The sequence below is a fragment of the Mesorhizobium sp. Primo-A genome (genome assembly GCF_003997175.1).
GTDB classification, from domain to species: domain Bacteria; phylum Pseudomonadota; class Alphaproteobacteria; order Rhizobiales; family Rhizobiaceae; genus Mesorhizobium; species Mesorhizobium ciceri.
The window spans coordinates 109313-133103 of the sequence record NZ_RZTG01000002.1 but is presented as its reverse complement, the minus strand read 5'-3'; the positions used below and the strand labels follow the sequence as shown (position 1 = coordinate 133103).

General features: G+C 63.2%; 23 protein-coding genes. 17 read left to right on the top strand and 6 right to left on the bottom strand.

The genetic code is table 11. The annotated features are described in order from the left end of the window. The first annotated feature begins 40 nt into the window (after positions 1–40). From EOC83_RS03430 to EOC83_RS03365, 14 genes are all read left to right on the top strand, one after another. Entirely contained in the window at positions 41–1372 is a 1332-nt protein-coding gene (locus EOC83_RS03430; RefSeq protein ID WP_027164284.1) for an ABC transporter substrate-binding protein, read from the top strand. Between the two features lie 109 nt (positions 1373–1481). Further along, positions 1482–2429 (top strand): sugar ABC transporter permease, encoded by a 948-nt coding sequence (locus EOC83_RS03425; RefSeq protein WP_063169897.1) that lies wholly within the window; start codon positions 1482–1484, stop codon positions 2427–2429. Further along, the gene (locus tag EOC83_RS03420) at positions 2426–3376 is read left to right on the top strand and encodes a carbohydrate ABC transporter permease (RefSeq protein WP_013528079.1); all 951 of its coding nucleotides are present in this window, start codon (positions 2426–2428) and stop codon (positions 3374–3376) included. The genes EOC83_RS03425 and EOC83_RS03420 overlap by 4 nt, the downstream gene beginning before the upstream one ends. Next, the gene (locus EOC83_RS03415) at positions 3373–3579 is read left to right on the top strand and encodes a hypothetical protein (RefSeq protein ID WP_013528080.1); all 207 of its coding nucleotides are present in this window, start codon (positions 3373–3375) and stop codon (positions 3577–3579) included. Before EOC83_RS03420 ends, EOC83_RS03415 begins: the two co-directional genes overlap by 4 nt. A 2-nt stretch (positions 3580–3581) precedes the next feature. Beyond that, positions 3582–4694, top strand: coding sequence for an ABC transporter ATP-binding protein (locus tag EOC83_RS03410; RefSeq protein WP_013528081.1), 1113 nt, complete (start codon positions 3582–3584; stop codon positions 4692–4694). After that, the gene (locus tag EOC83_RS03405; protein WP_063169896.1) at positions 4687–5700 is read left to right on the top strand and encodes an ABC transporter ATP-binding protein; all 1014 of its coding nucleotides are present in this window, start codon (positions 4687–4689) and stop codon (positions 5698–5700) included. Before EOC83_RS03410 ends, EOC83_RS03405 begins: the two co-directional genes overlap by 8 nt. 54 nt (positions 5701–5754) lie before the next feature. Then, on the top strand, positions 5755–7398 hold the full coding sequence (locus EOC83_RS03400; RefSeq protein WP_063169895.1) for a dihydroxyacetone kinase subunit DhaK: 1644 nt from the start codon (positions 5755–5757) through the stop codon (positions 7396–7398). A 72-nt stretch (positions 7399–7470) separates the two neighbouring features. Continuing rightward, positions 7471–8073, top strand: coding sequence for a dihydroxyacetone kinase subunit DhaL (gene dhaL / locus EOC83_RS03395; protein ID WP_063170451.1), 603 nt, complete (start codon positions 7471–7473; stop codon positions 8071–8073). Then, a complete protein-coding gene (gene dhaM, locus EOC83_RS03390; protein WP_013528085.1) occupies positions 8070–8459 on the top strand; it encodes a dihydroxyacetone kinase phosphoryl donor subunit DhaM in 390 nt (129 codons plus the stop codon). Before dhaL ends, dhaM begins: the two co-directional genes overlap by 4 nt. Positions 8460–8481: 22 nt before the next feature. Beyond that, entirely contained in the window at positions 8482–8784 is a 303-nt protein-coding gene (locus EOC83_RS03385) for an HPr family phosphocarrier protein (protein ID WP_013528086.1), read from the top strand. Beyond that, complete coding sequence (gene ptsP, locus EOC83_RS03380; RefSeq protein WP_063169894.1) at positions 8768–10354, top strand: phosphoenolpyruvate--protein phosphotransferase; 1587 nt, start codon at positions 8768–8770, stop codon at positions 10352–10354. Before EOC83_RS03385 ends, ptsP begins: the two co-directional genes overlap by 17 nt. Positions 10355–10365: 11 nt before the next feature. Further along, positions 10366–10788 (top strand): hypothetical protein, encoded by a 423-nt coding sequence (locus EOC83_RS03375; protein ID WP_013528088.1) that lies wholly within the window; start codon positions 10366–10368, stop codon positions 10786–10788. 92 nt (positions 10789–10880) lie between these two features. Continuing rightward, positions 10881–11867: a dihydroxyacetone kinase subunit DhaK gene (dhaK, locus tag EOC83_RS03370; protein WP_027164278.1), complete on the top strand. Its 987-nt coding sequence runs from the start codon at positions 10881–10883 to the stop codon at positions 11865–11867. Positions 11868–11931: 64 nt separating this feature from the next. Beyond that, positions 11932–12948, top strand: a complete 1017-nt coding sequence (locus tag EOC83_RS03365; protein WP_063169893.1) for a nucleotidyltransferase family protein — start codon at positions 11932–11934, stop codon at positions 12946–12948. Positions 12949–12955: 7 nt separating this feature from the next. On the opposite strand, the gene EOC83_RS03360 is transcribed toward EOC83_RS03365, so the two are convergent. The 4 genes from EOC83_RS03360 to EOC83_RS03345 form a co-directional block, all read right to left on the bottom strand. Further along, positions 12956–13933: a hypothetical protein gene (locus EOC83_RS03360; protein WP_063169892.1), complete on the bottom strand. Its 978-nt coding sequence runs from the start codon at positions 13931–13933 to the stop codon at positions 12956–12958. Continuing rightward, positions 13930–14364 (bottom strand): lasso peptide biosynthesis B2 protein, encoded by a 435-nt coding sequence (locus EOC83_RS03355; RefSeq protein ID WP_063169891.1) that lies wholly within the window; start codon positions 14362–14364, stop codon positions 13930–13932. The genes EOC83_RS03360 and EOC83_RS03355 overlap by 4 nt, the downstream gene beginning before the upstream one ends. Further along, a complete protein-coding gene (locus tag EOC83_RS03350) occupies positions 14364–14651 on the bottom strand; it encodes a PqqD family protein (protein ID WP_032898709.1) in 288 nt (95 codons plus the stop codon). The genes EOC83_RS03355 and EOC83_RS03350 overlap by 1 nt, the downstream gene beginning before the upstream one ends. Positions 14652–15092: 441 nt before the next feature. Continuing rightward, positions 15093–15839: a DUF2259 domain-containing protein gene (locus tag EOC83_RS03345; RefSeq protein ID WP_244514258.1), complete on the bottom strand. Its 747-nt coding sequence runs from the start codon at positions 15837–15839 to the stop codon at positions 15093–15095. 209 nt (positions 15840–16048) lie between these two features. Between EOC83_RS03345 and EOC83_RS03340 the strand changes: the two genes are divergently transcribed. From EOC83_RS03340 to EOC83_RS03330, 3 genes are all read left to right on the top strand, one after another. Further along, positions 16049–17956, top strand: coding sequence for a propionyl-CoA synthetase (locus EOC83_RS03340; RefSeq protein ID WP_063169890.1), 1908 nt, complete (start codon positions 16049–16051; stop codon positions 17954–17956). A gap of 112 nt (positions 17957–18068) precedes the next feature. Next, a complete protein-coding gene (locus EOC83_RS03335) occupies positions 18069–19151 on the top strand; it encodes an acyltransferase (RefSeq protein WP_063169889.1) in 1083 nt (360 codons plus the stop codon). Positions 19152–19397: 246 nt separating this feature from the next. After that, positions 19398–20156: a metallophosphoesterase family protein gene (locus EOC83_RS03330; RefSeq protein ID WP_013528097.1), complete on the top strand. Its 759-nt coding sequence runs from the start codon at positions 19398–19400 to the stop codon at positions 20154–20156. Positions 20157–20232: 76 nt separating this feature from the next. On the opposite strand, the gene EOC83_RS03325 is transcribed toward EOC83_RS03330, so the two are convergent. Then, positions 20233–22620 carry a polysaccharide biosynthesis tyrosine autokinase gene (locus EOC83_RS03325; protein ID WP_024501825.1) on the bottom strand — a complete coding sequence of 796 codons (2388 nt, stop codon included), beginning with the start codon at positions 22618–22620 and terminating at the stop codon, positions 20233–20235. A 235-nt stretch (positions 22621–22855) separates the two neighbouring features. Further along, positions 22856–23752, bottom strand: a complete 897-nt coding sequence (locus tag EOC83_RS03320) for a UTP--glucose-1-phosphate uridylyltransferase (RefSeq protein ID WP_013528099.1) — start codon at positions 23750–23752, stop codon at positions 22856–22858. Positions 23753–23791 lie beyond the last annotated feature (39 nt).

Sequence of the window (23791 nt, the reverse complement as noted above, 5' to 3'; positions counted from 1 at the left end):
AAACCGTCATCCGGGCGCGTTTCGCAAATGGGAGGAAGTCATGAAATCGAGCTTGAAACTGGCGTTGGGACTGACCTCGGCAATCACAGCGTCGACAGCCGTCGCGAACGTCGCGCACGCTGAAGACCTGACCCTGTGCTGGGCCGCCTGGGACCCGGCCAACGCGCTTGTCGAACTGTCCAAGGATTTTACCAAGGAAACCGGTATCGGCATGAAATTCGAGTTCGTGCCGTGGACCAACTATGCCGACCGTTTCCTCAACGAGCTCAACTCGCACGGCAAATTGTGCGACCTGATCATCGGCGACAGCCAGTGGATCGGCGGCGCTGCCGAGAACGGCCATTACGTCAAGCTGAACGACTTCTTCGACAAGGAGAAGATCAGCATGGACGATTTCGTGCCGGCAACCGTCGTCGGCTATTCGGAATGGCCGAAGAACACGCCGAACTACTGGGCGCTGCCGGCCATGGGCGACGTCGTCGGCTGGACCTACCGCAAGGACTGGTTCTCCAAGCCGGAGCTGCAGAAGGAATTCAAGGAGAAGTACGGTTGGGACCTCGGCCCGCCAACCACTTTCGACCAGTTGAAGCAGGTCGCCGAGTTCTTCCAGAAGCGCGAGATCGACGGCAAGACCGTCTATGGCGCCTCGATCTACACCGAGCGCGGCTCCGAAGGCATCACCATGGGCGCCATGGACGTGCTCTACAGCTATGGCTTCCAATACGAAAACCCCAAGAAGCCCTATGAAATGGAAGGCTTCGTCAACTCCGACAAGTCGGTCAAGGGGCTGGAGTTCTACAAGGCGCTCTATGATTGCTGCACGCCGCCCGGTGCCTCGAACAGCTACATGGGCGAAGGCGTCGATGCCTTCAAATCCGGCCAGGTGGCGATGCACATGAACTTCGCCTTCACATGGCCGGGCCTGCAGAAGGACGAGAATGTCGGCGGCGACAAGATCGGTTACTTCGTCAACCCGAAGGGTCCCGACGGCGAGCAGTTCGCCCAGCTCGGCGGCCAGGGTATCTCCGTGGTGTCCTATTCCGACAAGCAGGAGGCGGCGCTGAAATACATCAAGTGGTTCGCCAACAAGGACGTGCAGGCCAAATGGTGGTCGCTCGGCGGCTATTCGTGCCTCAACGCGGTGGTCAAGGATCCGAAGTTCCCGGCCAGCCAGCCCTATGCGCAGACCTTCCTCGACTCGATGGCCATCGTGAAGGACTTCTGGGCCGAGCCGAGCTACGCCCCGCTGCTGCAGGCTTCGCAGAAACGCTTCCACGACTATGTCGTCGCCGGCCAGGGTTCGGCCAAGGATGCGCTCGACGGCCTGGTCAAGGACTGGACCCAGGTCTTCCAGGACGATGGCAAGATGTAACCAGCTCCTCCCGAGCTAAGCCAAGCATCCCGTGCCGCCCCTTGGCACGGGATGCAGTTCAGATAAATTCCATGACAGAGACGACCAAGTGACCGAAGCAGGACTCACCATGCTCAATCGGACCGCGGAGAACGTTGCCCGGGCGACCCCGGAACCGTTGGCCCGCAAGGTCCGGGGCATCAGCGACAAGGGCCTCGCCTGGCTGTTCATCTCGCCGACGATCCTGTTGCTGCTGGCCATCAACATCTTCCCGCTGTTCTGGGCGATCTATCTGTCGTTCACCAACTACCGGGCCAACCGCCCGAACGAGGTGGTGAAAAATCTCGGCCTTGCCAACTACCAGCGCATCCTCGGCGACAAGGACATCTGGATCGCCATGCAGACGACCGCGCATTTCGTGTTCTGGACGATCCTTTTGCAGACGCTGATCGGCTTCACGCTGGCCTGGCTGATCGACAGGAAGTTCCGAGGCCACGCCTTCTGGACGACGCTGATCCTGGTGCCGATGATGCTGTCGCCGGCGGTAGTCGGCAATTTCTGGCGCTTCCTCTATGAGCCGCAGATCGGCCTGTTCGCCTATGCGATCTCCTTCGTCACGAGGATCCCGCCGACCAATATTCAGATGCTCTCCAACGTGTCGCTGGCGCCCTGGTCGATCATCATCGTCGATACCTGGATGTGGACGCCCTACGTGATGCTGATCTGCCTCGCGGGCCTACGCTCCATCCCCGAATACATCTACGAGGCGGCCGAGGTCGACCGCGCCTCGAACTGGCGGCAGTTCTGGTCGATCACGCTGCCGATGGCGCTGCCCTTCATCATGCTGGCGGTGCTGTTTCGCGGCATCGAGAACTTCAAGATGTTCGACATGGTCAATCTGTTGACCGGCGGCGGGCCGGGCTCGACGACCGAGGTCGCCTCGATAACGCTGAAGCGGCAGGCTTTCGAAAGCTGGCGCACCGGTTATTCCTCGGCCTTCGCCATCATCCTTTTCGTGGCGGTGTTCGGCCTGGCCAACATCTACGTCAAGGCGCTCAACAAGGTGAAGCAGAGATGAGCCTGACCACAGCCCATTCGGTCGTCGCACCGAGCAGCAACTCGAAACGGATCGCCGGCACGATCATCGTGCTTTACGCACTGATCTCGATCGTGCCGCTGCTGTGGATCTTCGCCACCAGCTTCAAGACGCCGCCGGATTCGATTGCCTATCCGCCCAAGATCCTGTTCCAGCCCAGTCTTGAGGGCTACTGCAATTTGTTCACGACGCGGACCCGGCAGACGCCGGAATACATCAACTCGCTGGGTCCGGCGACGGGCTTCTGCGACGAGACCACGCGCAAGCGCAACATGGTGATCGCCGGTCCGTCCAACTTCCTGCCGCGCTTCGTCAATTCGCTGATCATCGCCTTCGGTTCGACCTTCTGCGCCGTGTTCTTAGGCACGCTGTCGGCCTACGGCTTCTCACGCTTCAAGGTGCCGCTCGCCGACGACCTCCTGTTCTTCATCCTGTCGACGCGCTTCATGCCGCCGATCGCCGTCGCCATTCCGATCTATCTGATGTACCGCGAGCTTGGCCTGTCGGACACCGCGCTCGGCATGATCCTGCTCTATACGGCGGTCAACGTGTCGCTGGCTGTCTGGCTGCTGAAGGGCTTCATCGACGAGATCCCGCGCGAATATGAAGAAGCGGCAATGATCGACGGCTACACGCGGCTGCAGGCCTTCTGGCGCACCGTGCTGCCGCAGGCGACGACCGGCATAGCCGCGACCGCCATCTTCTGCCTGATCTTCGCCTGGAACGAGTATGCGTTCGCAGCTCTCCTGACCTCCGGCACGGCGCAGACCGCGCCGCCCTTCATCCCGACCATCATCGGCGAAGGCGGCCAGGACTGGCCGGCGGTCGCGGCCGGCACGACGATCTTCCTGGTGCCGATCCTGGTTTTCACCATCCTGCTTCGCAAGCAATTGCTGCGCGGCATCACCTTCGGCGCGGTGCGCAAATGAGCTTGACCAAGCCTGGGAACCGCAAATCGCGCTGGCCGGCCTGGGCACGGCGCGGGCTGATGGAAAACATCGCGACAGCGCTGATCGCCATCGGCTTCCTGATGCTGTTCCAGCCCTTCGCGCTGTCGCTCTACACCTACTCCTTCATCACCATGCTCGCCGGCACCGTGATGTTCATCATCGTCTCCAAATTCCCGGAATAATCATGGCCGAAATCCGTGTCCAGCACCTGAGAAAGGCCTTCGGCGATTTCGTCGCCGTGCAGGATTCCAACTTCGTCGTCGAGGATGGCGAGTTCTTCGTCATGCTCGGCCCGTCCGGCTGCGGCAAGACGACGACCTTGCGCATGATCGCGGGGCTTGAGCTGCCGACCGGCGGCCAGATCCTGCTCGGCGGCGACGACGTCACCATGCTGCGGGCCCGCGAGCGCGACATCGCCTTCGTCTTCCAGCTGTTCGCGCTCTATCCGCACATGAATGTGCGCAAGAACATCGGCTTCCCGCTGCTGGCGCAAGGCATGCCTTCGGCCGAAATCCGCACGCGGGTCGAGGAAACGGCGAAGCTGCTGCGCATCGACCATCTGCTCAACAAATCCGTCTCCGGACTTGCCGGCGGCGACCGCCAGCGCGTCGCGCTCGGCCGCGCCATCGTGCGGCGGCCAAAATGCTTCCTGATGGATGAGCCGCTGGGAACCCTTGACACCGAATTCCGCGATTTGATGGTCCACGAGCTGCGCGAACTGCACAACCGCATCCATGCCACGACGGTCTATGTCACGCACGACCAGATGGAAGCGATGTCGATGGCCGACAAGATCGCGGTGATGAACCATGGCGTCATCGAGCAGTTCGGAAGCCCGCGCGAAATCTATGACCGCCCGGCGACCATGTTCGTCGCCGACTTCATCGGCTCGCCACCGATGAACTTTTTGGGATTTGGCGGCGGGCTCGCCAAGGGCGCCAGGGAGATCATCGTGCAAGGCGCGAAGGTCGCGGTGCCGGAGGTGCGCGAGGACATCGCACCTGGCGACATGGCGCTCGGCATCCGCCCTGAACACATCCGCTTCGACGACGCCTCAAAATTGCGCGGCGCCATCTACGGCACCGAATATCTCGGCACCACGCAGATCGTCGCGGTGGAGACGGCGGATGGCATCATCAAGGCACGCGTACCGGCCGAAATCAGGCTCGCCACCGGCGACCATGTCGGCCTGACGCTGAGCAGCGCGCGGCTGTCGCTGTTCGAGAAGGGATCGGGCCGCGCGGTGAGAACCGCGATCCACGATGTCGCCTCGGAACGGAGGGCCCAGCATGGCTGAGGTGCACATCAAGAACGTGACCAAGAGTTTCGGCGACCATGTCGCCGTCGACGGCCTCGACCTGCACATAGCAGATGGTGAATTCGTCGTGCTGCTCGGGCCAACCGGGGCCGGCAAGACGACGACGCTGCGGCTCATCGCCGGGTTGGAACGGCCAGACAGCGGCACGATCGAGATCGGCGGACACAATGCCACGACGCTGTCGCCGGCCGAGCGCGACACCGCCTTCGTCTTCCAGCAATATTCGCTCTATCCGCATCTGTCGGTGTTCGACAATCTCGCCTTTCCGCTGCGCTCGCCGGCGCGGAAAATGCCGGAAGACCAGATCCGCCGCCGGGTCGAGGAGGTGGCGAAGATGGTGCGCATCCATCACAAGCTCGCCAACCGCTCGACCAAGCTTTCGGGCGGCGAAATGCAGCGCGTCGCCATCGGCCGCGCGCTGGTGCACAAACCGTCCATCTATCTGATGGACGAGCCGCTGTCATCGCTCGACGCCAAGCTGCGGGCGGATCTGCGGCTCGAGCTGAAGCGCATCCAGACCGAGCTCGGCGCCACCATGCTTTACGTCACCCACGACCAGATCGAGGCGATGACGATGGCAGACCGCATCGGCATCCTCACCGAGGGCGTGCTGGTGCAGATCGGCTCGCCGCGCACCATCTATTCAGAGCCGGCAAACCTGCATGTCGCGGCGAGGCTCGGCCAGCCGGCGATCAATCTTCTGCCGACCGGGCTGCTGCCTGACGGCGGCGCACCGGCCGGCACCAAGACGATCGGCGCGCGCACCGAGCATCTGACGATCGCGAAGGCCGCGAATGGCCATGCTGACGGCGTTGTCGACTGGGTCGAGCATCTCGGTGACCAGAACCATTTGCATGTGACGGTAGGCACCAAGAAACTGGTGACGCTGACCGATCCCGACACGGATCTGGCGCAGGGCGACAAAGTGGTGATCCGCTACCGGGCGCCGCTGTATTTCGGCGCCGATGGACAGCGATTGATGTGAGCGGTTTTCGGTGATTCAGCACCGGTTTTGACTTTGCCAGTACGGGACGAATCGATGAAGCACTTTTTCAATCGCAGGGAAACGATCGTCACCGAGGCGCTGGACGGCCTGCTACGAACCATTGGCTCCGGCGATCTCGCGCGCCTCGACGGCTATCCCGAGATCAAGGTCGTCCTGCGCGCCGACTGGGACAAGACGAAAGTCAGTGTCGTCTCCGGCGGCGGGGCCGGGCACGAGCCTTCACATGCCGGTTTCGTCGGCAGGGGCATGCTGACGGCGGCGGTTTCGGGCGAGATCTTTGCCTCGCCAAGCGTCGAAGCGGTGCTGGCCGCCATTCGCGCGGTCACCGGCCCGGCCGGCTGCCTGCTGATCGTCAAGAACTACACCGGCGACCGTCTCAATTTCGGCCTGGCGGCAGAGAAGGCGCGCGCCGAAGGGTTTCGTGTCGAGATGGTCATTGTCGCCGACGATATCGCTTTGCCCGACATCACCCAGCCGCGCGGCGTTGCCGGCACCTTGTTCGTGCACAAGATATCAGGCCACCTGTCGGAAGCCGGCCACGATCTGGCTGAAATCGCGGCAGCGGCGCGGGCGGCGGCTAAGGACATAGTTTCGCTCGGCATGTCGCTGTCGTCCTGCTCGATCCCGGGCCAGCCGCACGAAGACAGATTTGGCGAGAACGATGGCGAACTCGGCCTTGGCATTCACGGCGAGCCGGGCGTCGAGCGGATTGCGGTGCAGAGCGCCGACAGGCTGGTGGCGATCATGGCGGAGCGCCTCGCGGCACGGCTTGATCCCAAGGCCACCTACGCCTTGCTGATCAACAATCTCGGCTCCGTGCCGCCGCTGGAAATGTCCGTTATCGCCAATGCGGTGCTTGCCTCGCCGTTGGCCAAAACCATCAAACTGACGATCGGGCCGGGCCCGCTGATGACGGCGCTCAACATGAACGGCTTCTCGCTGTCGCTGATCCGGCTGGATGCGGCGCGCGAAACCGCCTTGCAGGCGCCGGTCGGCCCGCATGCCTGGATACCGGCAAAGCCGGTTGTTTCACCTGCCGTCGTGCCGATGGCGAAAGCGGCCGGACAAAGCGTGGCACGCAAGCCCAGCCAGGATGCGCGGACCCGGTCTCTTCTCGTTACCATCTGCGAAAGGCTGATCGCGCTCGAAGCGACTTTGAACGGACTGGACGCCAAAACAGGCGACGGCGACACCGGTTCGACGGTGGCGACCGGCGCGCGCAGTGTTCTCGAGCGGCTCGACACGCTGCCGCTTGCCGAGCCTGCAGCCACCCTTGGCGCGATAGGCGACATTCTGAGCGCGTCGATGGGCGGCTCCAGCGGCGTGCTGCTGTCGATCTTCTTCACGGCGGCGGCGCAGGCTCTGGGCGGCGGCGCGAGCCTGCCCAGAGCGTTGCTTGCCGGCCTTGAACGGATGACCTTTTATGGCGGCGCCAGAATTGGCGATAGAACCATGGTCGATGCGCTGGAGCCGGCGCTCAAAGCACTCGACGCGAACGGCCTGGAGGAGGCGGCAACAGCAGCCCGCCATGGTGCCGAGGCCACGGCCGCCATGGACAAGGCAAAAGCCGGGCGGTCGGCCTATGTCGGCAGCAAGCTGCAAGGTGTGGTCGACCCCGGCGCTCACGCGGTGGCCGAAGTCTTCGCGGCGGCCGCGGCATTGCATGAAGCGGCCTGACGTATGCTCCAGTTGTCGAATGACCGTTCTTTCGATACTGCCGGCAAGATGGAAACCGGGAATGCGGGTGACATGGCGGCGTTGAACCTTGCCCGGCTGATCGCGGCCGCCGCGGATACGATCGCCGCGAACGCCGAGGAATTGACGGCGCTCGACCAGGCGATCGGCGACGGCGACCACGGGCTGAACATGAAGCGCGGCTTCGAGGCCGTGCGCGCCGAAGCCGAAGCATTTTCGGCCAAACCGCTGCCCGATGCCCTGAAGGCGATCGGCACCAAGCTGGTGATGACGGTCGGCGGCGCCTCCGGCCCGCTGTTCGGCACCCTGTTCCTGGCACTCGGCAAGGAGATTTCGGCGAAACCCGATCGCGCCAATCTGACGGCGGCGTTCGGCAAGGCGATCGAAGCTGTGGCAGCACGCGGCAAATCGCAGATCGGACAAAAAACCATGCTCGACGTGCTGCAGCCGGTGCATGACGCGCTGCTGCAGGGAAAGACAGCTCTTGAAATCGCCGATATCGCCGACGCCGCGGCCGACGCGACCGTGCCTATGAAAGCCTTGCGTGGCCGCGCCTCGTTCCTGGGCGACCGATCGATCGGTCATATGGACGCCGGCGCGCGCTCAACCGCGCTGCTGGTGCGCACAGTGGCGCACAGCCTCGGGGAAAGCGCATGAGCAATGTCGGCATCGTCATCGTCTCGCATTCGCCGCTGGTTGCCGAGGGCACGGCCGACATGGTGCGGCAGATGGTGGGCGACGAAGTGCCGCTTGCATGGTGCGGCGGAAACGGCCATGGCGGGCTCGGCACCAATGTCGAGGCGATCATGGGCGCCATCGACAAGGCCTGGTCGGAAGCCGGTGTCGCCATTCTGGTCGATCTCGGCGGCGCGGAGACCAACTCGGAAATGGCGGTGGAGATGATCGGCGAGCCACGCTCGCACAAGATCATAGTCTGCAACGCGCCGATCGTCGAAGGCGCGGTGATGGCAGCGACCGAGGCCTCCGGCGGCGCCTCGCTGCGGGAAGTGGTGGCGACGGCACATGAATTGTCGCCGTCGTGAACGAACGGGAATTTTGAAAGACATGTCCGCATCCGCCGAAGCGACCGTTGTGATCACCCACGAGGTGGGTCTGCACGCGCGTCCTTCGGTGAAGTTCACCAAGTTGGCCAAGAGTTTTGCCGCCGAGGTGGAGATCGCGCTCGCCGCCAACGGGCCATGGTTCGACGCCAAGAGCATCGTCAAGGTGATGGCGGCCAAGGCGCCGAAGGGCACCGTGCTGCACATCAGGGCCAGCGGTGACGGCGCCAATGATGCCGTCGACGCGTTGGTCGAACTGGTGCGGCGCGATTTCGACGAAGGCGCGGACCATGTCCGAACCGCTTAGACTGCAAGGCATTTCGGCCTCGGCCGGCTATGCCGAGGGGCCACTGTTCGACCTCGACCAGACTGTCGTATCCTATGTCGGCAAAGAAACAGCCGACGACGAGAAGGCCGCGCTCGAAGCCGCAATCGCCGTCGCGACAAGCCGTCTCACCGCATTGAGCGAGATGGCCGAGGGCGATGCCGCCGACATTCTCGAGTTTCAGATCGCCATGCTGCAAGACGATGCGCTGAGCAGCCCGGCCTTTGCCGCGATCCGCACCGGCCTGCCAGCCGACAAAGCCTGGCGGCAAGCGCTTGATACCGAGATTGCCGGCTACGACGCGTCAGACCAGGATTATTTCCGCGCACGGGCCGCCGACATACGCGATATCAGGGACCAGGTGCTGCGGGCGCTGTCCGAGGATGGCGACGTCCAGGCGCCAACCGGCGCCATCCTCTACGGCTGGGATATCGCGCCGACGCGTTTTCTCGAAACCGACTGGAGCCGCGGCGGCGGCATCGCACTGAAGGCGGGCAGCACCGCCAGCCACGTCGCCATGCTGGCGCGTTCGCGCGGCGTGCCGATGGTTGTCGGGTTGGGCACTTCGCTGGCTCGTCTAACCGGCACAGCGCTGCTCGACGCCGAACATGGCGGCATTGTGCTGTCACCCTCCAAGACTGAAATCGCTGCTTTTCGCCAATCGTCCTCATCATTCCGGGCGCGCAGCGACCGGGCCGGGACGTTCCTGGCGCGACCGGCGGTGACCAAGGCCGGCACGGCGGTGCGCGTGCAGGTCAACATCGCCGACCCGTCCGATGTCGACCTCATCGACATTACGACCTGCGACGGAGTCGGGTTGATGCGCACCGAATTCCTGTTCGGCAAGACGCTGCCGGATGAGGAGACGCAGTATCGCGCCTATCGCAAGGTGCTGGAGTGGGCCGGTGAAAAACCGGTGACGATCCGCACCGTTGACGCCGGCGGCGACAAGCCGGTGCCCGGCTTTACGGTCGAGGAGAGCAATCCGTTTCTCGGCCTGCGCGGGATCAGGCTGTCGCTGGCAAGACCCGAGGTGTTTCGTGTACAGATCCGGGCGCTGCTGCGCGCCGCTGTCCATGGCAGCCTGAAAGTGATGTTCCCTATGATCGCCATTGTGGAGGAATACCGACAGACAGCGGCGATGTTCGCCGAAGAGCAGACTGCACTTGCCGCACGCGGCGTCGCACACAACATGCCGCCGCTCGGCATCATGGTCGAAGTGCCTTCGGTGGCGATCGTACCGGAAGCCTTTACCGATGCCGCCTTCTTCTCGATCGGCTCCAATGATCTCACCCAGTATGTCATGGCGGCCGCCCGCGACAACGCTGCCGTGGCGCATCTCAATTCGGTCCGTCATCCGGCCGTGCTGCGGCTGATCGCTGCCGTGACGGCGTTTGGCCAGCGGGAAGAGATCCCGGTCAGCCTGTGCGGCGATGCAGCCGGCGATCCAGCCTCGATCCCGTCACTGATCGAGGCCGGCCTGCGCGATCTTTCCGTCGCGCCGGCGCAACTCGCCATGGCCAAGGCGGCCGTCGCGGACGTTTCTGTCTAGGCGCGGCCGGCATGGTCGACAGGACACCCGAACCCGGTTCCGAAGAGGCGATCCGCGCCTACAAGACGATCCTGTCGCAGGTCATCGACCAGCGCCCGTCCGGTATGCGCCAGCGCCTGGCCGATGCGCTCGGCAAGCACCGCAGCTTCGTCACGCAGATTTCCAGTCCTGCCTATTCGATCCCGATTCCGTCAAAACATTTGCCGGCTATATTTTCCGTCTGCCATTTCAGCCCGGCCGAGCGCGACCAGTTTCTCGCCGCCTATCACCAGGCGCATCCAGGCAAGATGTCGATCGCATCAGGCATGCGCAAGACGCGGCATGTCTCGCTGATCGTGCCGGATTTCGGCGACGACAAGCAGAACGCCGCGCTCGATAAGGCGGTGAACGATTTTATCCAAAAGATCACCAGCATCACCGGCAAGAGTGGCTGATCGAACTCTTGTTTTACGCAATTCCGGACGGAAAACCGCGATACACTTTTCCTGGAATTGCTTTGGAAGGCCTATTTCGGGAGGAGACGGCCGTGAAGAAGTTTATCAATTCGGTGGACACGGTGCTGACCGAAAGCCTCGACGGCTTCGTCGCCGCCCATGCCGACATCCTCGTGCTCGGCGACGAGCACAAATTCATCCGCCGCAAGACCTTGCGGCCGGGCAAGGTGGCGCTGATCTCCGGCGGCGGTTCCGGTCACGAGCCGCTGCATGGCGGCTTTGTCGGTCACGGCATGCTGGACGCCGCCTGCCCCGGCCAGGTGTTCACCTCGCCGACACCGGACCAGATGCTGGCGGCGGCAGAGGCCGTCGACACCGGCGCCGGCTGCCTGTTCATCGTCAAGAACTATGAGGGCGACGTCATGAATTTCGAGATGGCGGCCGAAATGTCGGAAGGCGTCCAGCAGATCGTGACCAATGACGATGTCGCGGTCGAGAATTCTTCCTATACGACGGGCCGGCGTGGCGTCGCCGGCACGCTGGTGGTGGAAAAGATCGTCGGCGCGGCGGCCGAACATGGCCTGGCTCTGGCGTCGCTGAAGGCGCTTGGCGACCGCGTCAACGCTGCTACCCGCTCGATGGGCGTGGCGCTGACCAGTTGCACCGTGCCGGCGGCGGGCAAGCCGACTTTCGATATCGGCGACGGCGAGATGGAGTTCGGCGTCGGCATCCATGGCGAGCCCGGCCGCCGGCGCGATGCGCTGAAAAGCGCCGATGCGATCGCGCAGGAGATTTGCGCCGCGATCCTCGGCGATCTCGGCGACAAAGCGAAAGGCCCGGCGCTGCTGTTCGTCAACGGCTTCGGCGGCACGCCGCTGATGGAACTCTATCTGATGTACAACAGCGCACGGCTAATCTTCGAGAAGCATGGCGTGACGGTGACCCGTTCGCTGGTCGGCTCCTACGTCACCTCGCTCGATATGGCCGGCTGCTCGATCACGCTGACCATGCTCGACGACGAGACGACCGCATTCTGGGACGCGCCGGTACACACTGCGGCGCTGCGCTGGGGCATGTAAAAGCTGGCTTACATTAGGCTTTTCTGCAACCATTCCTGACTTGCTCGCAATGCTAGCTGGGTTGATGCTGCCACCGCTTACTTCCGCCCAAGAAAGACTCTTGCTGCGCTTCGCTGACCCCGAGGCGGCGGCAGGCGGCGAAGATTTGTCGGCAAAGACGCTGACGGCGCTGCTCGACAATGCCGAGTTTCACGGCGTGCTGCCGATCATGTTGCGCAAGCTCAGCGGGGACGCGCGGCTGCCAGCGGATGCCGACCTGCACGGCAAGCTGGAGGATCTGCGCCAGAAGGCAACGATCGCCACCGGCCAGTCGATGCTGTTGAAGTATCATGGCGACCGCATCATGAAGGGACTGGCGGCGGACAATATTCCGGCGCGGATCGTCAAGGGACCCGTCTTCGCGCGAAAGCTCTACCGCAACGTCGCCGACAGGCCCTTCACCGACATCGACATCCTGGTCGAACCCGCCAATCTGGCCAGGGCAAACCAGGTGATCGCGGCATGCGGCTTCGAGCTTGGCAGCAACGAGGCCGAATCCTACGAATTGCAGGAATTCAAATGGTTGGAAAAAGAGAATTCCAGCCTGCTGGTCGAACTGCATGGCGACCTCGTGCATGACACCGGCATGCGGCGGCGCCTGTCGCTGGGTTTCCCTGAATTGCGCGCCATCGACGGCGAAGCCACGGACACGCCGGCGGCTCTTCTAACGATCGCCATCGTGCACGCCGCCGGCGGCCACAAATTCCACCGCCTGCAGCTTTGCGTGGACGTGCTGCAAGGCGTGCGGGCGCTGCAATCACCCGAAGCGGAAGCACGCCTGTTCGACGCTGCCCGTATGACCGGCATCGAACTGGAGTTGGCAATCGTGCTCAATGTGACCGGCCAGCTGTTCGACGAGAGCCGCGCGCTCGAACTCGCCGGCCGCATCAAGCCCGACCTCTCCATACGGCTGGCCAGGCGGCTGATCACAACGAATACGCTGCTTGGCGTCAATTCCAGGGACAGACTGGGCTCGCGCCTGCGCCGCGACGCCTTCCGGTGGATTCAGAGATTGGCCAAGGCCAGGCCGCAAGTAGCCTGACTTGACGTCAATCCAGGGTGCCGCGGATCAGCGCCGCAGCGTCAGCCGGGCGCGCGCCTACTTCGAGCTGGAAGGTCGGCACCGCATTGACCAGCCCGGCGATGGTCGCCAGCCTGCGCTTCTGCATCGGCAGCAGCCCGGTCATGCCGGTGCGGACATTGTCGACTGCCAGCGCCACCATCGCGTCGGTCCTGGCCATGGCGACGAGCCGGGTCTGCCCGTCGGCGGAACGCGCCAGGTGCAGAAGCGCCGCCACCGGCCGGGCGGATGCGTTTTCCACCCGGATGATACCGCCCAACCGTTCTAACGAGACCGGCTGTTCGCCGTTGCGATCCCACGTCTGGCCAAGGCATGGCGCCACCTGCGGGATCATTTCGGCAGTCTTCCGGTGGATTTTGACGGCGCGCGGCAAGCCCCAGGCTACAACCTTGCCCGAAGCGACATTCAGGATCATGGCGTCGTCGGAGCAGAGGCCAAAGCCCTGTGTTGCCAGCGCCAGCGACGTCGTGGTCTTGCCGGTGCCGCTCGGGGCGTGGATCAGCACCACCGCATCGCGGTCAGGCAAGGTCAGCCCGGCCGTATGCAGCATATGCTGGCCACCGGCGTCGAGCGCGGCATCCAGGACCAACATCGACGGCGTCCAGGCGGCTTTCGTACCGGTGCTAATCCGGAGTTCGGCCCAACCTTCCCCACCATTGATCGCAACGGTTTGGCGCCCGGGAAAGACCAGATGGACAATGCCGCCATCCTCGATCATCCGGCAGGGACCATCCTCCGGCACCTCGCCATCGAAGACCAGGGATCCATTGGGTGTCTCGTCCAGCGTGTCTGTTTCGGTGATCTCAAGACGAAAGTCCGGCGCGACGGGTTCCCCTATGCGCAGGCTGCCCAGCATCCGGTCGAAATCCTGCCACAGCTCGGAGCGCTCGGCCGATATGCCAAGGATCAGGCCGTTGAGGCCATAGCAGGCTGAAGGTCTGGTCAAGCGGGACGCGCCTTTACGGCATCGGCATGATGACGATAGATCTCGACCATGCCGGGAAGCTTGTCGCTGACCACCGGCTTGCCGTCGAGGCAGACCCAGCAATGCGCCGATAGACGCTGCGCTTGCATCGACTGCGGTTCGACGCCGAAGCGCAGGTCCGGATCGAAGCCGGCTAGTCGCAGGAAACGATGACCGAGCAGACCTTCCCTCAAGCACCTGCGGTCACGCATCAGCCAGGGGTGGCGGACCGTGCGGTTGACGCTCTCGACGATGTAGGCGGACGGCAGACCGCGATAGGGCGTCGACGAGGCGAGCGGCGCCCATCTGAGCACCTCCTCGAAGCTCCGGTTGGTGACAAGGACCGGCATCAGCCGCGCGCTCGCCCAGAGATGGCAGCGAAAAAGAGCGCGCAGGAGCGGGCCGTCAGCCATCAAGCACCTGGCGCGGCGAGGATACCTTCCGAGATCAGATCCGTGGCCAGTGCCGCCATGTCCTGATCGAGCGTCCCCTTGTCGACCTCGAACTCCTCGCACAGCAGGTCGACGATCTGGTCGAGGTTGCGCGCGCCGTCCACCTTGTCGAGAAAGGCTTCGGTCGTGCCGTTGCATGTATAGAGCTGGCCGCTGCGCGCCAAAAGCACGACTGCGCCATCGCCCACATGCTGCACCGAGGCATCCTCGGCCAGCCGCAGAACGGTTCCAGAGACTATTTCCACCACGCCCCCTCCAAGCCATGCTCATCCCGGAAATCAGATAGCGCGGAGGTGGAGCGCTGTCTATCGGCCGATCACGGGAGCCCGGTGCACGGACCAACGGCCTTGCTGACAGATTCTCCGCGCCAGTCGCGTTAGAACCTGCTCGGTTGCGTCTTCCCGGCCGCATTCGGCCCAGAAATAGTTATCGATGAAACGTGACAAACAGCGGGCTGCCGGCAGCGGACGTTGCATTTCTTCCCCTAAGTAAGGTAAAACCTGCCTGGGTATTGGGGAGATAGCGTATGCGTTACAATTGGGAGCGAGCTCCGACGAGCTTCGAACGTCATAGAAAAGCGCTGGCGACAGCCATTTTGATCGCTGGCGGCATTGGCCTCATGCTTGTGGCCCTGCCGATCTAGAAACAACCTTCAGACAGATCGGCTGCCAGCGCTTGGGCGTGACCTCTCAGCGTGGCTCCCCGGTCACCGCGAGGAAGCGGCGATCGCGCCCCTCGAAACCCTGGCTGAAACGCTGCACCAGCACAACGATCACCGCCGGCTTGCCGGCCGGGGTAAGTTCGTAGGATTCCGACAGGCTGTAGGAGGTCGGGCAGTTTCTTGAGCCCGGCACGGTCTTGTCCTCGTGCAGGATCTTGAACGGCTTGCCGTCCTGGCCTTGCAGCGTCAGCCGGAAGCCGAGTGCCTTGCCAGATGTGTCGCGCTGCTCCGTCGTTGCGAAACTCGCCGAACAATCGCTCGTGCTGGCTGCCAGGATCTCGTCGAGCTGGATGGTCGAAACGCCCGTTTCGCCATGGAGCGGCGACAGCCATTTCTGCGACACCTGTTCGAGGCGGGAGATGTCGTTGTAGGCAACCATTTCACCCGGAAAGGTGAATTTGTCGGACGCTGTCTGCTCGGCTGGGGATGTGATTGCATAATGGGCGAGAATGGGCGCCGCCTGAGCGGCGGCCTGCGCCCTCGCCTGCTCCAGCGTCAGTGTCGCCTCCTCCGTCTCATCGACGACGAGGATCGGCTTACCGCCAACGAACCGATCCGTACGGGTATCGATGACGTCGATCTCAGACCAGCCGGAGTCCGAGGCGCCGGCGTCGAGCGTTCCATATTGCTCGAAGGCGAAATAAGCGCCATCCGGCGAAAAGCCGATGATGTGCCGTGCCGCGGCATCGCCGGCTTCAGCGGTTCCGGTGGACATAGCAAGTACGGCGCCCATGACCGATGATAGCGAAAAGCGCCCGATGATCCGCACAGCAGCAGACATCACCACCCCAGTCCCGTCTCGCAGTTCATAACTGCTTGCCCCCAAGCGCCAGGTCGATGCCGTCGTCACAATGGCGTGGATTTGCGGCCAAGGGTAGAGCGCGCTATCTGGAAGGAAGAAAAACATTTCCCGGGGAGGTATGGATGGCTTCACGCTATCACGAGGTCTATGAAGGCTGGAAACGCGATCCGGAACAATTCTGGGCGGATGCGGCCGGCGCCATCGACTGGTATTCGCCCTGGGACAAGGTGTTCGACGCCAATGCCGGTGTCTATGGCCGCTGGTTCACCGGCGCCACCTGCAACACCTGCTACAATGCCATCGACCGCCACGTCGCCGGCGGCCGCGCCGACCAGATCGCGCTGATCCATGACAGTGCGATTGCCGGAACCGTGAAAAAGTTCACTTATGCCGAGCTGAAGCGCGAGGTCGTCGCGCTGACTTCGGTGCTGAAGAACCGCGGCATCGGCAAGGGTGACCGCGTCATCATCTACATGCCGATGGTGGCCGAGGCGGCCATCGCCATGCTCGCCTGCGCCCGCATCGGCGCGGTGCATTCGGTGGTCTTCGGCGGCTTCGCCTCGCATGAGCTTGCCACCCGCATCGACGATGCCAGGCCGAAGCTGATCATTTCGGCATCCTGTGGCCTGGAGCCAGGCCGCGTCGTTGCCTACAAGCCGTTGCTCGACAAGGCGATCGAGATCTCCCGCCACAAGCCGGACGCCTGCCTGATCCTGCAGCGCGACCAGTTGCGCTGCGAGTTGAAGGAGCATTTCGACATCGACTACGCCGATGCCGTCGCCCGCGAACGGGCAGCGGGCGCCAATGTCGACTGCGTGCCGGTGCTTGCCACCGATCCGCTCTACATCATCTACACATCGGGCACGACCGGGCAGCCCAAGGGCATCGTGCGCGACAATGGCGGCCATATGGTCGCACTGAAATGGACGATGGAAAACGAGTTCGGCGTCAAGCCGGGCGAGGTGTTCTGGGCGGCATCCGATGTCGGCTGGGTGGTCGGCCATTCCTACATCGTCTACGGACCGCTGCTGCATGGCTGCACCAGCATCCTGTTCGAGGGCAAGCCTGTCGGCACGCCCGATGCCGGCACCTACTGGCGGGTGATAGCGGAGCATGGCGTGGTCGCGCTGTTCACCGCGCCGACCGCATTCCGCGCCATCAAGGGGCAGGACCCGAAGGGCGAGTTCATTGCCAAACACGACCTCTCGAAGTTCCGCACGCTGTTTCTTGCCGGCGAGCGCGCCGACCCGGAAACCATCAAATGGGCGGAGCAGAAGCTGAATGTGCCTGTGGTCGACCATTGGTGGCAGACAGAGACCGGCTCGCCGATGACGATCAATCCCGCCGGCCTTGGCCTGCTGCCGGTGAAATACGGCTCGCCCGGCGTGCCGATGCCCGGCTACGACATCCGCGTGCTCGACGATGCTGGCCATGAGGTGAAGCGCGGCACGCTGGGCAATGTGGTGATCAAACTGCCGCTGCCGGCCGGCTGCCTGCCAACGCTGTGGAATGCCGATCAACGGTTCCGCCAAGCCTATCTCGACGAGTTCCCCGGCTTCTACAAGACGGCGGATGCCGGCATGGTCGACGAGGACGGCTATCTCTACGTCATGGCCCGCACCGATGACATCATCAATGTCGCCGGCCACCGCCTGTCAACCGGCGCCATGGAAGAGGTGCTTTCGGCCCATCCCGATGTCGCCGAATGCGCGGTCATCGGCATTGCCGACGCCATGAAGGGCCAGGTTCCGCTGGGCTTCGTGGTGCTGAATGCGGGTGTGACCCGCGATATCGGCTCCATCGAGAACGAGGTGGTCGGCCTGGTGCGCGAACGCATCGGCCCGGTCGCCGCCTTCAAGACGGTGGTGACGATCAAGCGCCTGCCCAAGACGCGATCGGGCAAGATCCTGCGCGGCACCATGCAGAAGATCGCCGACAAGGAGGAATGGGCCATGCCGGCAACCATCGACGATCCGGTCATCCTCGACGAGATCACTGCGGCGCTGAAGGAACGTGGGATCGGCCTTTGAGCCACTGAAGGTGGGCCGCGGACGACCTTTTCGATCGGCAAGCAATACTTTTATTGTGCGACGCAGCAATGCACCCTAAAGTCGTTCGCGGGGGGCCATCGACAAAGGTCGCATGGCTCAGCAGAAGATTACATTTGGCGGCGTCGACATCCTGCGCTTTCTCGCCGCCGTCATGGTCATGGTCTACCACTATGGCTTCTGGGTGTGGGCGTATCCTGACGGTGTTTCGGCGCGCGCCACGGGCGGCGTTCCCCCGCAGCCGGCAATAGGCGCCTGGGTCGAATCCGGCTGGGTCGGCGTCCAGATCTTCTTCGTCATCAGCGGCTTCGTCATCGCCTTCAGCGCCGAAAGGTCGACACCCCTGCGGTTTTTCGAAGCCAGGGTGAAACGGCTGGCGCCGGCCGTGTGGATCTGTGCGCCGGTCACTGCGGCGGTGCTTTTGATCGTCGGCCTCAGCTGGCCGACCGATGCCGTCGTCAGGCTCGTCCGCACCGGCCTGTTCGCCCCTTACGCGCCATGGGTGGACAGCGTCTACTGGACGCTCGGCATCGAGATCGCCTTCTATGCCGTCGTCTGGACCTTGCTGCGGCTCGGCCGCTTCCATCTAATGGAAATTGTGGCGCTCGCCATCGGCCTGGTCAGCGCGCTGTTCTGGTGCCTCTACTGCCCGCTCGACTGGGCCGACCTTGCCGAAACACGCACGCTCGACCTGCTTCTGGTGCATCACGGCGTGTTCTTCGCCACCGGCGTCATGCTGTGGCTGATGCGCTTCAAGGCGGTGACAGCCGCCCGCCTAGCCTTCTGCGCCCTGTTCCTGGCCGGTGGTGTGCTGCAGATCGCCAGTTCGGTCGACGTTCATATCCTGAAGGTCGGGCGTGATATGCCCTTCGCCCCGCCGATCCTCATCTTCCTCATAGGCATCGCGCTGATGGCGTGGTCGCTGCGGCTCGACCTCTCCTGGAGCGGCTGGCGCCGGATCGGGCTGATGACCTATCCGCTCTACCTGCTGCACGATGTCGTCGGCGCGGCCCTGCTCGGCATCCTGGTCCGCGCCGGTCTGCCGCATCTGTTCTCGATGGCGGTCGTCGGCGCGACGATGATCGCGGCAAGCTGGCTAGTGGCGACCGAGGCCGAACCACGCATCCGGCTGCTGCTCGACCATACCGTTTTCCGTTATCGGCTTAAGGCAGCCTGACGACGGTCCGGCAGACCGGCCCGGCCGCCGACCTAAAGCATGTCGCGCCTGAGCGGATTCAGGCCCACCCCAGGCCTTTGTTCCACGGATCGCTCTCCCAAAACGGAGCTCACTTCCGAGCGACATGCATTGGCGGTGCCGACCCGGCGCAGCTGCATTTTCCACGATTGCGGAATTCTTCGTTTCGGGCATGATAACAGGCACTTATGCCTTCGGCATGAGAGCTTGCCTCGAGACGCCCGGCACGTGACCCTGTTCCAGCGAAAACCCCGCATCGCGGCGCGTCCGCGCCTCGATATCGATATGCAGGACGCTGTCGTCTATGCGATCGGCGACGTGCATGGCTGCTACAAGGAACTCCGCGCGCTGGAGCAGAAGATCCTGCTCGATTCGCTGCGCTTCCAGAGCCGCAAGATCATCGTCATGCTTGGCGACTACATCGACCGGGGGTTTCAGTCGGCGCGGGTGCTCGATCACCTCCTGGCGCCGCCGCCGAAAGGATTTCAGCGCATTTGTCTTGCGGGCAACCACGAAGTGGCAATGCTGAACTATCTCGACGGAAATCTGTCCCGCGAACCCTGGCTGGCGACGGGCGGCCTGCAAACCCTGTTTTCCTATGGCATCGATCCGGCGCGCCTCACCAGCCTCTACGGGAGCAGCGCGCAGATCGACCGGCGCATAAGGGAGATCATTCCGGACGATCACGTCAGCTTCCTGCGCGGGCTGCCGATCATGGTCCGTTCGCGGAAGTTCGTGTTTGTCCACGCCGGCATCAGGCCCGGCGTCGACCTTGCGGCGCAAACCGACCATGACCTGATCAACATCCGTTCGGACTTCTTCGAGGCAACGCACCTGCTCGACCGCTGGGTGGTGCACGGGCATACGCCGGTGGATGTCCCGAAGCTCGAAGGGCGCCGGCTCGGCATCGACACGGCCGCCTTCCAGAGCGGACGCCTGACCGCCGTCAGGATCGCCGACAAGCAAGGCAGGCTGATCTTCTCCTGACGCGCAACGATATTCAGGTGTGCTGGCCTGAAGATCGATACACTTCAGAGTGGACCCACTCGCGCAAAGGTCGACGTCAGACCGGCGCCTTGCCGCGCACTTCCGACTTTTCCAGATAGTAGCTCGAATATTTATCGAAGAATTTTTCCGAACCGCCGAACGAGCCGTATTTGGCCAGTTTCTTCAAATCGACCTTGTTCAGCACCGCGCCGACGATCTTGTTGGCGACATAGGGTTCGGATTCCAGCATCGACCTGACCATCGCGCGCGGGGTGCGCCCCCACTCGGTGACCAGTACAAAACCGTCGACCAATGGCGCGAAGGCCTTGGCGTCGACCACCGGTCCGAGCGGCGGCAGATCGACGACGATGTATTCGAACGTCTCCTTGGCGTTCTCGATGAAGCGCCGCATGCCGGCCGAGGAGAGAAGTTCGCTGGTATGCGAGAAGTGACCGCGCAGCACCGCCGGGATGATCGCCAGCTTCGTCTGCCTGTCGATCTTGCCGACGGACTGCCAGGTCTGGCCGCCGACCACCGCTTCCATCAAGCCCTGCTCGGTTTCCATGCCAAGGCCTCGGCTGAGGCCGGGATTGCGCAAGTCGCCGTCGATCAGCAGCGTCTTGGAGCCATTGGCGGCAAGCAAGCCGGCGAGATTTGCCGCGACCGTCGACTTGCCCTCGCCGGGAAGCACCGAGATGATGCCGATGACGCGGCTGCCTTGCCCTTCCATCACGACGTCGAAGGCGATCTTGGCGCTGCGCAGCGTTTCGGAGAACATCGAGGCTGGAGAATCGATGCTGACCCGCATGCGCGCCCGCTTTTCGGCTGAAGACAGCGATTGGGTGGTCTTGGCGTCCACCTGGGTCTCGCCCGGCTTTTCTTCCTTGCCGAGCTTGCCGCCGATCGTCGGCAGGTAGCCGAGGAATTTCAGGTTGACGCGGTCGCGCACGTCCTCGCCGGTCCTGAAGAAGCGTTCGTTGAACTCGTTCAGGCCACCAAAGCCGGCGCCCATCAGCAGGCCAAGCACCAGCGAAAGTCCGAGCACGACGATGGTGCGCGGGCTTGAGGCCGTCATCGGCATCGACGCGTCGGAGATGATGCGGATCTTGCCGACCGGGAAGGACTGCTGCTGCGCGGCTTCCTCGTAACGACCCAGGAATGTCTGATAGAGCGTGGTGAGCGCCGTCGCCTGCTGATCGAGTTCACGCAGCTTGACTTGCGTCTGGTTGTCGACGGAACTCTTGCCTTGCGCGGCCGCGACGTTGGCCCTGAGCGCGGTCTCGCGTGCCTGCGCCACCTCATATTCGTTGCGATAGCTTTCGGTCAGCTGCTTCAGCTCGCCGAAAATCTGCGTCGATATGTCGGCCTTCTCCTTGGAGAGAGCCACCGCCTGCGGGTGCTCGGGGCCGAAATTCGCCTCGACGTCCTGCAGCCGCTTGGCCACTGTGAGGTAGCGGGTCTTGAGCGCCGATATGACCGAGCTGCTTGGCTGGTCGCTCGATATGGCGGCATCCTTGAAAGCGTTTTCGGAGCCGCTGTCGACGATGGCCTTGTACTGCTGGTAGCGGGCGCTGGCGCGTGCGGTGTCGGCCTGCGCCACGATAAGCTGGGCGTTGAGGTCGGAAAGCTGCTTGTCGCTCATCAGCTGGCCATCGCTGTTGGCGGCCAGCCCATGTTCGGCCCTGAATTTCTCAACCGCGAGCGAAGCTGCCTGCGAGCTCTGGCGCAACTCCGTCAACCGGCCCTGCAGCCAGACCGCAGCCCGCTCGGTGGCATCGAAGCTGGCATCGAGCTGATCGGCGAGATAGGCATCGGCATAGGCCTTGGTGATGGCGTTTGCCAAGGCCGGATCCGTCGCCTGATAGCCGAGCGCGATGACGTAGCTTCGGCCGACGCGTTCCGCCCGGATCTCGTTCTGCAGCTTGAGGATCGCGTAGTCGCGGCGCGACGTGGCGATCAGCGCATCGCGGGCGGCCGGGTCGAGCTTGCTGAAGTCAGCGCCACCCGGCATGGAAGAGCTGGGGCGGACATACTGGATCAGGCCGCGGATGAGGCCTATGCCTTGGGCAAGCGCCGACTGGGGCGGATTCATGAACGTGTCGTTCTGGTCGAGCTTCAGCTTGTCGACGACCACGGCGGCAAGCCGCGTCGAGGTCAGGATCTCGATCTGGCTCAGGATGGCGGAATCGGTCTGCATGGTTGTCGACGTCGCCGAAATGTCGTCGACGATCTTGTTCAAGCCCTCGTCGATCAGCACGCTGGCGATCGACTGATATTTGGGCGGCGTTGTCTGCAAATAGAGCAGGCCCAGGAAGAGACCGATGACGGCACACACGGCAACCACCTTGGCCTGCCGTGCGGCCATGCCAAGCAGCCGCTCGATATCGATGAAGTCTTCGCCGTCTCCTGCGTCCGAATTCGGCAATGGCATCCTCTTGTCGAGAGGAAAGTTGGCATAATTCATCTTCGGTCCAATTCTAGAGCCGGTCCTATTCCGATTGATCGCAATTGGCTCTATCTTACTGTTTCAACATGATCTTTTCCGGAAACCGGGACCCACTTTCAGGGATCATGCCTTGGCTTGCAGGCGCCTCGAAGATCGGGAGCATCGCCAGAGCAATGCAAGCGTCGTGCCAGACGGAGAGAACCTGCCGGCCCCTCTTCGCCGGCCATCCGACGATACTCCCGAAAGATGGGCATTATGCGGCTTCTTCCTGGCGTTCATGCGACCGGACGAACTCCTGAAGCATCTCGAAAACCGGACCCTTCATGTCGTCGCGCGCCAGCGCGAAGGCGATGTTGGCCTGGATGAACCCTTCCTTGGAACCACAGTCGAACATGCGGCCGAGGAAAGGCTGGGCGAAGAACGGCTGATCCTTCGACAGACGAACCATGGCATCCGTCAGTTGAATCTCGTTGCCGGCGCCGCGCTGCTGATTGCCCAGGAGCGCGAAAATCTCCGGCTGCAGGATGTAGCGGCCGTTGATGTAGAAATTCGAAGGCGCATTGGCCGGCGCCGGCTTCTCGACCATGGCCGTCACCTCGAAACCGCCGCCGATCTCGGCGCCACGGCCAACGATGCCATATTTGTTGGTCTCGCTGGGTTCGCAACGCTCGACGGCGATTACGTTGCCGCCCGTGCGCTCATAAAGCTCGACGGTTTCGGCGAGGCATCCGCGACCGCCGAAGGACACCATGTCCGGCAGCAGCAAGGCGAAGGGCTCGTTGCCGATAACCTCGCGCGCGCACCAGACGGCATGGCCGAGGCCTTGCGGGGATTGCTGGCGGATGAAGCTGGTGGCGCCGGCCACAGGCAGCATGCTTTCGAGCGCCTCCAGCTGGGTCTTCTTGCCGGTCTGCTCCAGGGTGCCGATCAATTCCGGATGCAGGTCGAAATAGTCCTCGATCACCGCCTTGTTGCGACCGGTCACGAAGACGATGTGTTCGATGCCCGCCTCGAAGGCCTCGTCCACCGCATATTGGACGACGGGCCTGTCGACGACGGGAAGCATTTCCTTCGGCATCGACTTGGTCGCCGGCAGGAACCGCGTTCCAAGCCCCGCCACCGGTATCACGGCCTTCCTGATTTTCTTCATCGCAAATTCCTTCTGAGGAGATCGACTTCAATCCGTTCA

Coding starts and splice junctions, on each gene's coding strand:
- EOC83_RS03355 (WP_063169891.1), bottom strand. CDS start 14,364: ATGGCTGACGGCCCGCTCCTGCGCGCTCTTTTTCGCTGCCATCTCTGG.
- EOC83_RS03325 (WP_024501825.1), bottom strand. CDS start 22,620: ATGAATTATGCCAACTTTCCTCTCGACAAGAGGATGCCATTGCCGAAT.
- EOC83_RS03410 (WP_013528081.1), top strand. CDS start 3,582: ATGGCCGAAATCCGTGTCCAGCACCTGAGAAAGGCCTTCGGCGATTTC.
- EOC83_RS03385 (WP_013528086.1), top strand. CDS start 8,482: ATGTCCGCATCCGCCGAAGCGACCGTTGTGATCACCCACGAGGTGGGT.
- EOC83_RS03405 (WP_063169896.1), top strand. CDS start 4,687: ATGGCTGAGGTGCACATCAAGAACGTGACCAAGAGTTTCGGCGACCAT.
- EOC83_RS03365 (WP_063169893.1), top strand. CDS start 11,932: ATGCTGCCACCGCTTACTTCCGCCCAAGAAAGACTCTTGCTGCGCTTC.
- EOC83_RS03320 (WP_013528099.1), bottom strand. CDS start 23,752: ATGAAGAAAATCAGGAAGGCCGTGATACCGGTGGCGGGGCTTGGAACG.
- EOC83_RS03335 (WP_063169889.1), top strand. CDS start 18,069: ATGGCTCAGCAGAAGATTACATTTGGCGGCGTCGACATCCTGCGCTTT.
- dhaL (WP_063170451.1), top strand. CDS start 7,471: ATGGCGGCGTTGAACCTTGCCCGGCTGATCGCGGCCGCCGCGGATACG.
- EOC83_RS03420 (WP_013528079.1), top strand. CDS start 2,426: ATGAGCCTGACCACAGCCCATTCGGTCGTCGCACCGAGCAGCAACTCG.
- EOC83_RS03340 (WP_063169890.1), top strand. CDS start 16,049: ATGGCTTCACGCTATCACGAGGTCTATGAAGGCTGGAAACGCGATCCG.
- EOC83_RS03400 (WP_063169895.1), top strand. CDS start 5,755: ATGAAGCACTTTTTCAATCGCAGGGAAACGATCGTCACCGAGGCGCTG.
- EOC83_RS03415 (WP_013528080.1), top strand. CDS start 3,373: ATGAGCTTGACCAAGCCTGGGAACCGCAAATCGCGCTGGCCGGCCTGG.
- EOC83_RS03425 (WP_063169897.1), top strand. CDS start 1,482: ATGCTCAATCGGACCGCGGAGAACGTTGCCCGGGCGACCCCGGAACCG.
- dhaM (WP_013528085.1), top strand. CDS start 8,070: ATGAGCAATGTCGGCATCGTCATCGTCTCGCATTCGCCGCTGGTTGCC.
- ptsP (WP_063169894.1), top strand. CDS start 8,768: ATGTCCGAACCGCTTAGACTGCAAGGCATTTCGGCCTCGGCCGGCTAT.
- EOC83_RS03375 (WP_013528088.1), top strand. CDS start 10,366: ATGGTCGACAGGACACCCGAACCCGGTTCCGAAGAGGCGATCCGCGCC.
- EOC83_RS03345 (WP_244514258.1), bottom strand. CDS start 15,839: ATGTCCACCGGAACCGCTGAAGCCGGCGATGCCGCGGCACGGCACATC.
- EOC83_RS03430 (WP_027164284.1), top strand. CDS start 41: ATGAAATCGAGCTTGAAACTGGCGTTGGGACTGACCTCGGCAATCACA.